The 11315-nt window shown below is 34.6% G+C and carries 13 protein-coding genes and 1 tRNA gene; 9 read left to right on the top strand and 5 right to left on the bottom strand.

Annotated features, from left to right (window positions below):
- Nucleotide 1 precedes the first annotated feature (1 nt).
- A complete protein-coding gene (locus tag ACZ47B_RS03430; protein ID WP_464895284.1) occupies nucleotides 2-709 on the bottom strand; it encodes a response regulator transcription factor in 708 nt (235 codons plus the stop codon).
- Between the two features lie 201 nt (nucleotides 710-910).
- Here ACZ47B_RS03430 and murA point away from each other — a divergent pair, with 201 nt between their 5' ends.
- Nucleotides 911-2173 carry a UDP-N-acetylglucosamine 1-carboxyvinyltransferase gene (murA, locus tag ACZ47B_RS03425; protein ID WP_464895283.1) on the top strand — a complete coding sequence of 421 codons (1263 nt, stop codon included), beginning with the start codon at nucleotides 911-913 and terminating at the stop codon, nucleotides 2171-2173.
- A 30-nt stretch (nucleotides 2174-2203) separates the two neighbouring features.
- Here the strand turns inward: murA and ACZ47B_RS03420 are convergent, their stop codons facing one another.
- The gene (locus ACZ47B_RS03420) at nucleotides 2204-3553 is read right to left on the bottom strand and encodes a class II 3-deoxy-7-phosphoheptulonate synthase (protein WP_464895282.1); all 1350 of its coding nucleotides are present in this window, start codon (nucleotides 3551-3553) and stop codon (nucleotides 2204-2206) included.
- A gap of 418 nt (nucleotides 3554-3971) precedes the next feature.
- On the opposite strand from ACZ47B_RS03420, the gene ACZ47B_RS03415 reads away from it, so the two are divergent.
- Both ACZ47B_RS03415 and ACZ47B_RS03410 read left to right on the top strand, forming a co-directional pair.
- Nucleotides 3972-4433, top strand: a complete 462-nt coding sequence (locus tag ACZ47B_RS03415; protein ID WP_464895281.1) for a hypothetical protein — start codon at nucleotides 3972-3974, stop codon at nucleotides 4431-4433.
- A gap of 69 nt (nucleotides 4434-4502) precedes the next feature.
- Nucleotides 4503-5333 carry a J domain-containing protein gene (locus ACZ47B_RS03410; protein WP_464895280.1) on the top strand — a complete coding sequence of 277 codons (831 nt, stop codon included), beginning with the start codon at nucleotides 4503-4505 and terminating at the stop codon, nucleotides 5331-5333.
- Here the strand turns inward: ACZ47B_RS03410 and ACZ47B_RS03405 are convergent.
- Genes ACZ47B_RS03405 through ACZ47B_RS03395 form a run of 3 tightly spaced genes read right to left on the bottom strand, consistent with a single transcriptional unit; the run spans nucleotide 5330 to nucleotide 7174 of the window.
- Nucleotides 5330-6052 (bottom strand): sulfite exporter TauE/SafE family protein, encoded by a 723-nt coding sequence (locus tag ACZ47B_RS03405; RefSeq protein WP_464895279.1) that lies wholly within the window; start codon nucleotides 6050-6052, stop codon nucleotides 5330-5332. The genes ACZ47B_RS03410 and ACZ47B_RS03405 overlap by 4 nt on opposite strands.
- On the bottom strand, nucleotides 6052-6690 hold the full coding sequence (locus ACZ47B_RS03400; protein WP_464895278.1) for an HAD family hydrolase: 639 nt from the start codon (nucleotides 6688-6690) through the stop codon (nucleotides 6052-6054). Before ACZ47B_RS03400 ends, ACZ47B_RS03405 begins: the two co-directional genes overlap by 1 nt.
- The gene (locus tag ACZ47B_RS03395) at nucleotides 6680-7174 is read right to left on the bottom strand and encodes a hypothetical protein (RefSeq protein ID WP_464895277.1); all 495 of its coding nucleotides are present in this window, start codon (nucleotides 7172-7174) and stop codon (nucleotides 6680-6682) included. The genes ACZ47B_RS03400 and ACZ47B_RS03395 overlap by 11 nt, the downstream gene beginning before the upstream one ends.
- A gap of 369 nt (nucleotides 7175-7543) precedes the next feature.
- Here ACZ47B_RS03395 and ACZ47B_RS03390 point away from each other — a divergent pair.
- From ACZ47B_RS03390 to hisS, 6 genes are all read left to right on the top strand, one after another.
- A tRNA-Gly gene (locus ACZ47B_RS03390) sits at nucleotides 7544-7618 on the top strand.
- Between the two features lie 146 nt (nucleotides 7619-7764).
- On the top strand, nucleotides 7765-8517 hold the full coding sequence (flgA, locus tag ACZ47B_RS03385; protein ID WP_464895276.1) for a flagellar basal body P-ring formation chaperone FlgA: 753 nt from the start codon (nucleotides 7765-7767) through the stop codon (nucleotides 8515-8517).
- Entirely contained in the window at nucleotides 8514-9044 is a 531-nt protein-coding gene (locus ACZ47B_RS03380) for a UbiX family flavin prenyltransferase (protein ID WP_464895275.1), read from the top strand. Before flgA ends, ACZ47B_RS03380 begins: the two co-directional genes overlap by 4 nt.
- A complete protein-coding gene (coaD, locus tag ACZ47B_RS03375) occupies nucleotides 9037-9513 on the top strand; it encodes a pantetheine-phosphate adenylyltransferase (protein WP_464895274.1) in 477 nt (158 codons plus the stop codon). The genes ACZ47B_RS03380 and coaD overlap by 8 nt, the downstream gene beginning before the upstream one ends.
- Nucleotides 9504-10088 (top strand): dTMP kinase, encoded by a 585-nt coding sequence (gene tmk / locus ACZ47B_RS03370; protein ID WP_464895273.1) that lies wholly within the window; start codon nucleotides 9504-9506, stop codon nucleotides 10086-10088. Before coaD ends, tmk begins: the two co-directional genes overlap by 10 nt.
- Complete coding sequence (gene hisS, locus ACZ47B_RS03365) at nucleotides 10085-11314, top strand: histidine--tRNA ligase (protein WP_464895272.1); 1230 nt, start codon at nucleotides 10085-10087, stop codon at nucleotides 11312-11314. The genes tmk and hisS overlap by 4 nt, the downstream gene beginning before the upstream one ends.
- The last annotated feature ends 1 nt before the right edge of the window (nucleotide 11315 follow it).

Below are 11315 nucleotides of genomic sequence, written 5' to 3'. Positions count from 1 at the left end.
CTCATTTTACCTTCAGTCTGTATCCGTTTGAATAGCTTGACTCTATTATATCCTTATCTAGTTTTTTTCTAAGCCTTGAAATGAGATTTCTGATTTTTTTTGTATCATCCGTATAATCTCCAAATACATAAAAGTTAATATTTGAATTACTCGTAAAGCCGTTTATGAAGCAGGCAAGTATTTCAAATAATTTTATCTCATTTTTTGTCAGCTTTATAATCTGACCGTTTTTTTCCAGTGTTTTATTTTTTTTATTCCAAATAAAATCATTTACAAGGTATATCTCATCAGTTGTTTTTATATTTTTTTCAATCTTTGAGATGATATTTTCTATGACTTTTGCGATTTTGTCGAAATCATAAGGTTTCAGGATGTATCCGTTTATATCTAGATTTATGGTTTGAATAAAATACTCAGTATCTGAATATGCCGAAAAGATAACTATAGGGATATTTTTATCTATAGACCGGATATTTTTTATCATATCTATACCGTTCATTATCGGCATTTCCAAGTCTGTAAAAATGATATCAAATGAATTTTTCTTAAATTTATCCAACCCCTCTTCACCGTTTTTTGCCAAATGAATATGACCAAAAAAATTTTCAAGTATCTTTTTGGTTTGCTGCCGTACGTCCTCCTGGTCTTCAATATATAAGACTTTAAATTTTTTTCCTACAGATGTGATATATTCTAAATTTGTATTCAATTATATTGTCCCGTTAAAATTATTTAGTATTTTACATTATACTAAATAATGCCTTATTGTAACAATAAAATTATTTTTTTATACTCTATTATAGAATCTATATATAACTTTTTGTAACATTTTAACAGTAAAATATATACAATATTAAACTATTTTATAGTACTATATCAAAATATACAATGTAATTTTTAAGGATATATTTTGGACTATCTACAGATAACCGGTGGTAATAAACTAAATGGAAAAGTTAAAATCTCAGGGGCTAAAAATGCGGCTTTGCCACTTTTGGCTTCTACTATTCTTTCAAAAAATCCTCTTTGCATAAAAAATGTTCCAAATGTAAAAGATATAAACACTCTTTTAAAACTACTTTCAAATCTTGGCTCGAACTTCACTTTTGAAGACGGTGAAGTCATCATAGACTCATCTTGCATATCGAGTACCATGGCAAACTATGATATAGTAAAAACGATGAGAGCTTCCATACTTACTTTGGGGCCTCTTTTGGCAGCTTTTGGGCATTGTGAAGTATCACTTCCAGGAGGTTGTGCCATAGGACAAAGACCTATAGATTTGCATTTAAAAGCGTTAGAGCTAATGGGAGCGGATATAGAGATAAAGCAGGGCTATGTCATAGCGAAAGCTCCAAAAGGACTTAAAGGCACAACTATAGTTTTTGATAAGATAACAGTTACGGGCAGTGAAAATATCATCATGGCGGCAGCTCTTGCAAAAGGTAAAACCCGCATAGTAAATGTTGCAAAAGAGCCTGAAGTCATTCAGCTTTGCGAAGTTTTAAGTGAGGCGGGAGTTGATATAGAAGGTATCGGAAGTGATGAGATAGTCATAGAGGGCACAGATAGGCAAAAATTGGATATGAAAAACTTCAGTGTTATTCCCGATAGGATCGAAGCCGGTACTTATCTTTGCGCGGGAGCTATCACGAACTCTAATATAACACTGAAGCATATCATCCCTGAACATTTAGAAGCGGTTATGACAAAGCTTGAAGAGATGGGATTTTCTTTTGAGACTGAAGATAACTCCACAACCTTGCTTCCGGCAAAATCCATAAAACCAAGTGAAATCATCACTACGGAGTATCCGGGTTTTCCAACAGATATGCAAGCACAGTTCATGGCTCTCATGACCCAAGCACAAGGTGTCAGCATAGTTGAAGAGAGACTCTTTGAAAACCGCTTTATGCATGTTAGTGAACTTCAAAGGATGGGTGCAAGTATAATGCTAAGAGGAAACAGTGCTACCATACAGGGGAAGATAAGGCTCTATGGAGCTGATGTGATGGCGACGGATCTACGAGCCAGTTCAGCTCTTGTTTTAGCCGGTCTGGTTGCTGAAGGAACTACAAAGGTTCACAGGATTTATCATCTTGACAGAGGTTATGAAAAACTGGAAGAAAAGTTAAGAAAATTAGGGGCTGATGTAAAAAGATTAAATGAGTAAAGTTTTCTAAGAGCTAAAAGTGTTAAACTTTTAGCTCTTGTGTTGTTTAAGCATATCAGCTATCAAAAAAGCCATTTCAAGGGCTTGGTCTGCATTTAGCCTTGGATCACAGTGGGTATGGTATCTGCTAGATAGTTTCTCTTCGGTTATATCCCCTGCTCCACCTATGCATTCCGTTACATTTTGTCCGGTCATCTCAAGATGTACACCACCTGCGTAAGTACCTTCGGCTTTATGTATCTCAAAAAATCTCTCAACCTCTTTTAGTACATTGTCAAATACTCTAGTTTTGTAATTGTTAGATGTTTTTATGGTGTTGCCATGCATCGGATCTATACTCCAAAGCACTTTTTTACCTTCCCTCTCAACTGCTTTGATGAGTTCAGGCAGATATTTGCCTATCTCTTCGGCACCCATTCTTACTATCACATTTAATCTTCCGGCTTCGTTTTGGGGATTTAGTATATCGGTCAGTTTTACAAGGTCAGTTGTGCTCATAGTGGGACCCGCTTTTACACCTATGGGATTTTTGACTCCTCTTAAAAACTCCACATGTGCTCCATCAACATCTCTTGTTCTATCCCCTATCCAAAGCATATGAGCCGAGCAGTCATACCAGTCACCACTGGTACTGTCTTTTCTTGTCAATGCTTTTTCATAATTCAAAAGTAACGCTTCATGCGAAGTATAAAGAGTGGTTTGGTTTATATTTGGTGTATTTTTTGAGTTTATGCCACAGGCATCCATAAAAGTCAAAGCTTCGGTTATCTTGTCTGTAAGCATATTGTATCTGCTGTCTAGTTGATTGTCTTTTAAAAATCCAAGATTCCATTTGTTTATCTGATGAAGATCGGCCAAACCGCCTCTTGCAAATGCCCTTAAAAGATTGTGTGTGGCAGCTGACTGGTTGTATGCTCTTATCATTCTATCAGGATCGGGGGTTCTACCCTCTTTTGTAAAAGCTATATCGTTGATGATATCACCTCTGTAGCTTGGAAGTGTTACACCGTCAACCGTTTCGGTATCGCTGCTTCTTGGTTTTGCAAACTGTCCGGCCATCCTGCCAACTTTTACAACCGGGCAACCTCCAGAAAAAGTCAAAACTACCGCCATTTGAAGTAGTACCTTAAAAGTATCTCTTATGTTATCTGCATTGAACTCCGCAAAACTCTCGGCACAGTCTCCGCCTTGCAACAAAAAGGCTTCTCCTTCGGTTGCTTTTGCCAAGTCCCTTTTTAAATTTCTTACTTCTCCCGCAAAAACCAAAGGAGGAAATTTTCCCAGTGTATCTTCTACTTCGAGCAGTTTTTCCTTATCGGGATATTTGGGTTGCTGTTTTATCTCTTTATTCATCCATGTTGAAGGATTCCATTCAGTCATTTATCAAATCTCCATATATAAAATTATAGGGCATCTCTAAAAACCCTATACACCAATAGAAATCAAAGAAAGGATAAGATTATGCAAGAGAAATTTGAAGTACTAGCCGTAGCTAATTCGAAAATTTATCTTGTGAAAGATTGTCCTTTATTTGACTTCCCTTCGGGCATTATGAGGTTTCTCATCTACTTCGTTAAACTTTCTTGAATTAACTAGTTAGTCCTGCAAAAGTTTGCCTTGTATATGAAAAACCTCATAATGCTATTGGTGCATAGGGTTTTTAGAGATGCCCTTAAGCTATAAAATACTCTTTTTTTACTTTAAGATAAGTTAAAACAGATGAAAATGGTTATATTTTTTACTTTAAGTAACAATTTGTTATCATTGTTGCATAAAGAAAACTGTAATGGAGGAATATATGGAGCACTTGGTACCTGTTTTGGTAGTATCGGCGATAGTTGCGTTTTTTATGTATAAAAATATCAACAAAATAACTTCAAATATAGATACTTTGGAAGATAAATCCTATGAATTATACGCAAAATATGCCAGGATAGTCGAGGGCTATATAAAAGAGTTACAAGAAGTGATAGAAAAAAATAGTGTTTTAAAAGATGAAAAGTACAAATTGGCCAAAGATATCGACGCAAGCGAAGTAGAGGATGAACTTTCCTCACTGATAAGAAAATTGGCATTTTTTGAAACTTTACAAGCCAAACAAAAGAAAAGAAAAGAGTTGGAGGGTGATTTTTTTGAAGTTTTATCCTCTTTGGATGAGACCATTCAAAGAAGTTTTGAACATGGTGACACGCTTGCAGACGATATGAGAGAAAAATTACATGAGGAGTATGTAAAATTGAAAAAAATGTATGAAAGTTGAAACTTATGGCATAAAAATTGCTTTTTGAAAGTGTAGTTATACAATTCTGCACAAGGAGTCGTAAAGATCATGAAAATAAAGCAAAACGATAAAACACTGAATGTCGTCATAAAAGAAGATACTCAGACATTCTACTTCCTAAAAAGTCTTATAGATAAAAATTTTTCCAATAAAATAGGCAATAAAAATAAAATCATCATTTTCAATGACTCTTCCGAGGAGGTTGCAAGAAAGTATTTTTTAAAACTGCTTTCAAGGATATATGCCAGAAAAACAGGTAAAAAACTAAAAAAAATATGGCAGATAGAAAAAGCGGTACATAAAACCATCAAGATAACCCTTGTACGAAAAAATCAGTTGCAAAATATCATCAACTTGAACCTAAATCTTTGCAGAAAAAAAGAAGCCATAGAGATAAAAATGGATGTGAAAAACAGGCTGATTTTAAGAGGATTGCAAAATATCTTCAGCAGTTACAGACTTAGATATCAACCATCAGCCAATAAAGTTCTGATATATAATTTTGATAAAGATATCAAAAAAGTTTTACAAGAATTTATCCATACAAAAGAGATATTGGGAAATTTTATAAATTTTACTTTTGAAGATGATTTTTTTGAAGATTTAACCCGGTTTTTAAAGTGCTATAGTCCAAAAAAGGTAAGAAAATCGGTCAATCTGCTGCTGAAAGATTTTTACAAACTTTTACACTGTTCGCAAGATGACTCATATGAGAAAGTAAGAGCAAACTACTTATCGCTTGTAAAAAAGTATCATCCGGACAATATCATAAGTGACAATACTTTGATACTGAAGGTTTACAGTAAAAAATTCCAAAGAATCCAGGAAGCATACAAAACTATAAAAGAGTATCACAGATACATAGGAAATGTAGCCTAATATATCATTTTTATCGCTAATATGTAAAGTATGATGGCAATAATCTTTCTGATTTGTGCTTGTGTGAGTTTAAAGTGCATTAAATAATTTCCGATATAGCCTCCTATAATAGCTCCTGTGGTTACACTGATGAGCAATATCCAATTTATTTGGACAAAGCTTGCATAGCTTAGAAATGATGTAAAAGCTGAAAATGGAACTACAAAACTAACAGTTACGGCTACCTTTTTAGGTTCATACCCTAAAAGTACCAATATGGGCAAAAGCATATTGCCCCCTCCTACTCCCAAAAGACCGGATAATAGACCAATGATAACTCCTAATGCGGCAAGTATTATCGGAGTCTGAAGATGTGCTTTAGCTCTTTTTTTGAAAAATATCATCATTGTCGCACTGGCGATAAGAAATATGGCAAAGAGTATCTTAACTACACCTTTGTCGACAAATCTTGAGAGTTGCGCACCTATAGGTGCGCAAATAAGTAGAGTAATTGCCAGAGGAAATGCAAATTTTATATCCAAAACTTTTCTTTTTAAGTTCATAACGGTAGAGGTGAATGTTGTTGTAAAGCCTATAAACAAGCCTGTCATTTTTGCTAGGTTCAAATCTATGCCAAAAAAGTTTAGTATAGGTATCATGGCTATACCCGCCCCTGCTCCACCCATAGAAAACAGAGTGGACAATATTACTGTGATAAAAAAATATAGTAGATATTCCATCAAATCATTGTTTCTAATATGCTTTTGATATTCTGTGTATTATTTCTTGAAAGTATAAGGTCTGGATTTTTACACTCTCCAAATCCCCAGTCAGTGAAGATATACTTGATACCCGCATTTTTTGCACACTCTTCATCTTTTAAACTGTCACCTATGAAAATAGTACCGTTTTTGTCTGCGTTATGCCTGCTTAAAAGATGATAAACTCCTTTGGGGTCTGGTTTTCTTGCGTTTATATCATCCGAGCCGATAATCTCTGCAAAGTATCTGTCTACTTTTAAATGTTCTAGCATCTTTCTCGCAAATTCGCCATAAGCGTTTGTCAAAACAGTCAGTATATAATCATCTTTCAAACTTAAAAGTATATCTTCAATTCCTTCAAAAAGATCCATATCTATGATGCAGTTTTTCATATAATGCTCTTCAAATATCGCTCTGCACTCACTGTAAGGTTTTATGTCTTCATAAAAAAGCTTTGGCAAATCATTATCCGGTTCGTTTATGATTTTGACAACCTCTTCAACGCTAAAAGGAGGCAACCCAAGCTCTTTTCTTACATGATTTATACTGCCTGTCATGGATCTGCTGCTGTCAAGAAGCGTACCGTCCATATCGAAGATGATGAGCTTATTGTGCATTTAATATCTTTTTTAACTGTTTTACATCTTCTGCAAAATTTACTTTTATGATTTTAAACTCTTTGAGGTCTGCTACCATAATTTTATCACTTTTGTCAGGATAGATAAACTTAGTTGATTTTTTGCCATCAAATATAAGCCATATAGGATACTTATGCTCTTGAAGATCGCTTTTTGCAAACATTTTATATATGATTGACGGCATTCCTGATACATCAGCTATAAATACATAGTGATGTTTTTTGAGGTAATCAACCGGTTTAGTGTTAAAGTATTTTCTTACCGCATGACCTGATTTTTTAGCAAATACAAAGATAATCTTTTTAGTATCTTTTGTAAGAGTATGAGGTTTTTCAAACTGGTCATCAAAAGTAAAAGGCTTCAATACATTGCCGACTTTTACAACAGATACATTTTCCTGTCCGCTTTTTGAACACCCCAATATAAAAAATGCAAAAAATATAGAAAAAATTATATTTTTCATAAACCAACCTTGTGTACAGGGTTTTTTAGAGATACCCTGTGTATATTTTTTGAGCATTATACCTAAAAAAGGCACTGTATCCAACATTATATTTTTTAAAAAAAGCTTAAATCCTTATAAATATTTAAACTTAAAAATATATAAATGAGACTTTTTAAGTCCTTTTTATGTAATATTTCATTGTTGATAAGCAAATGCCCTAACCCAGCAAGTATATTAACAAACATAACCTAAATTTACCCATACATTATCAGAGAGAATAGTTCCTCCTCCTTTCTATTCTCTCAAATTTTCCTAAATATGCTATAATAAACTCAAAAAAAGAGTTGACAAATGAAAAAAAATGAGATAAAATTCCATCAAATTTTTGCGGGAATAGCTCAGTGGTAGAGCACAACCTTGCCAAGGTTGGGGTCGCGAGTTCGAACCTCGTTTCCCGCTCCACTACAATACTTCTGTTTTTTATATCTCTGCTTCCATTATACGCAAAGACAAATATCATAATCAAAGAGCATTACTGTGTAAAAAAAAGTGTCCTGACTCTAAAAGATATCTATCCTTCATATAAAAAAGATATTACCCTTATAAAAGTGAACAATGCTCTATCTTCATACAGAGTTCCGTCACTTGAAGTCCTGTCAAAAGTCAAACGTTATGTAGCCCTGCCTGTTATGGATAAAAGTGGCGGTATAGTTACACTTGACAAGCAGTGTGATATCAAGTATCAAAGAAACAAAATATTGCAAGAATTGAATAAAGCTTTTAAGTTGACATATAAAAATATCAAGATCATAAAACTGGATATAAAACCCATCAATCCCTTTCCTCAAAATTTTTCAGACTTTTCTTTTGAAAAAATCATAGCCAAACATAACAATATAAGAAAAAAAAGTGGAAATTTTACAGTTATATATAAAAATAATGATAAAAAAAATATAAGAATTTTTTTTAAATATAAAATTGATGCAAAAATTTCTCTTTTTAAAGCAAAACATAATATCCCTAACGGTAAAATCCTATCTCAAAATGACTACGAGAAAGTCATAACCGATTTTGACAGGATTCCGTCAAATTTCGTAAGTGATTTAAAAAGCGGAGCTTTTATATCGAGAAATTATATAAGAAAAGGCTCTGTTATAACCGGATATATGATAAAAAGAGTCACTTTGGTAAGAAAAAAGGATCTTTTAAGATCTGTCATAAAAGACGGCAACCTTGAGCTGGAATTTTTTACAAGAGCATTGCAGGGCGGAGACAGAGGCGATATCATAAAAACCATCGGAAACAGTGGTAAAATTTATAAAGCAAAGATCATAGATAGAGGATTGGTGGAAATTCAATGAGAAAGATAATAGTTGCCATCAGCGGCAGCAGCGGAGTAAATCTCGGGAGAAAGTTTGTAAAAAACCTGCCTGAAGATATAAAAAGTTATCTTGTTATATCAAAAAATGCAAAAGTGGTATTTGAGGAAGAAGAAAATACAACTATATATGATGACGAAGATATAGGGGCTGCAGTGGCTTCTGGTTCATTTGGCTGCGATGCTATGGCTGTAATCCCAACAAGCATGAATACACTCGCAAAGATAAGCTGTGGTATAGCAGACAATCTAACCACAAGAGCCGCAAGTGTAATGATAAAAGAGAAAAAAAATCTTCTTTTAGCACCAAGAGAGATGCCCTACTCTTCTATAGCATTGGAAAATATGCTAAAATTATCAAACTTGGGTGTCATCATAGCTCCTCCGGTCTTAGGATACTATGCTGATCCTAAAACTTTGGAGGATATGGAGGATTTCATGATAGGCAAATGGTTTGATCTTTTAAATATCGAACACAATTTATATAAAAAATGGAAGATAAATGACTAAAAATATAGCTATATATCCCGGAACTTTTGATCCGGTGACAAATGGACATCTTGACATCATAAAAAGAGCGAAAAAAGTTTTTGACAAAGTCATCGTAGCCGTTGCCGTCTCAAAAGATAAAAACCCTATGTTTTCCATCGATCAAAGAGTTGGGTTTATAAAAGATAGCATAAGCGATATTTGCGGGATTGAAGTAGAGCCCTTTAACTCCTTGCTGGTCGATTTTGCTCATGAGAAAGGTGTAAAGACCATCATAAGAGGGTTGAGGGCTGTGAGTGATTTTGAGTATGAACTTCAGATGGGATATGCCAATAACTTTTTGGATCGTGAAATCGATACCATATATCTTATGCCGTCGCTAAAGTATGCTTTTATAAGCTCTTCGGTGGTAAGAGCTATCCTAAGGCATGGCGGTGATCCTTCCAGTTTGCTTCCTGAAGTTGTAAGAAAGAAGATAGAATGTATGTAATCATAGAAGGGATAGATACAAGCGGAAAGTCAACACAGATTGAATTGTTGAAAAAAAAGTTTAAAAATGCTGTCTTTACCAAAGAACCGGGTGGTACAAGTCTGGGAGTAAAGATAAGACAAATGTTGCTTGAAGGTCATGTGCAAAGTACAAAAGCAGAGCTTTTTCTCTTTTTAGCTGATCGTGCGGAACTTTTTGAAGAAGTTATAAAACCCAACCTAAACCGTCTTATCATAAGTGACAGAGGCTTTGTATCAGGTATCGCATATGCCATGAGCAATCATGTCGAAGTAGGTTTTGACGAGTTTTTAAGGTTAAATACTATGGCACTTGAAGGCAATTTCCCAGATATTGTCTTTTTACTTAAAGTCGATAAAAAGACCATACTTCAAAGACTTGGAAAAAAAGAGAAGGACAATATCGAAAAAAGAGGCATCGAGTACCTTATGGATGTTCAAAAAAATATGCAAAATATCATAAAAAAAATAGATACCAAATACATAGAGATAGACGCATCGAAGAGTATCGATGAAATTCATGAAGAGATAGTTAAAAATATAGGAGAAAAGTTTTGATAAACGCTTTAAGAGGTATGAAGGACATACTAAATCCGGAAAATGAAAAATTTATATATTTTATAGAAAATGCAGCCAGAATTGCCAAAAACTATGGTTTTGAATACATAGAAACCCCTATCTTGGAAGAAACGGCTCTTTTTAAAAGAAGTGTCGGAGAGAGTAGCGATATAGTCGGAAAAGAGATGTATGAATTTACTGACAAAGGCGGAAACAGTGTATGCCTAAGACCGGAAGGAACCGCCGGTGTTGTTAGATGCTTCGTACAGCATAAATTTGACAGGATCTTGAATGTAAAAAGATATTATTACTATGGGCCTATGTTTAGATATGAAAGACCCCAAAAAGGAAGACTTAGAGAGTTTCATCAGTTTGGAGTGGAGTGTTTTGGGGAGAGCAGTCCGTACGAAGATGTCAATATCATTTTGCTTTTAAAAGACATACTGGACTTTTTCGGTATAAAATACACTCTAAAGATCAATACTCTTGGATGTCAAAAGTGCCTCCCTCCTTTTAGAGATAATCTAGTCAAATTCTTAACTGATATCGAGGATGATTTGTGCGATGATTGCAAAAGAAGGATAAAGACAAACCCTATCAGGGTATTTGACTGTAAAAACGAGCATTGTCAAATGCTTCTTAAAGTTGCTCCCAGGCTTAACGGCGCACTTTGCAAGGAGTGTGAAGCGAGTTTTGAATTTGTAAAGAAAAAACTTGATGAGCTTGGTGTAGAGCATGAAGTGGACAGTAACTTGGTAAGAGGACTTGACTACTATACAAAGACTGCTTTTGAGTTTGTCTCAACCGCTCTTGGAGCGCAAAATGCGGTCGCAGGTGGCGGAAGATATGACAGGCTTGTAGAGTTTTTAGACGGTAAACCAACTCCCGGCATCGGTTTTGCTATCGGGATAGAAAGAGTGCTCGAACTTGTAAAAATGCCTGAAAAACAAAAGAGAGGTTTTTACTTTGGGGCGATGGATGAGAATGCGCTATCTTTGGTATATAAGTTGGCCCATAAATATAGAAAAAGATATGAAACGGAAGTTTCCTATCAAAAAAAGAGTTTGAAAGCCCACCTGAAAGCCGCAGATAAAAAAGATGCCAGATACTGCGTGGTTGTGGGTGAAAATGAGTTGAAAGATAACAAAGTATGGGTTAAGGACTTGGTAAAAAAAGAAGAATATTTGGTAGAGCTAAATAAGTTTGAAACCGGCTGGAGAGAATGAT

This window comes from Thiofractor thiocamini (genome assembly GCF_055384375.1).
The sequence above is the reverse complement of the archived record's forward strand: the minus strand, read 5'-3'. Positions and strand labels throughout refer to the sequence as shown.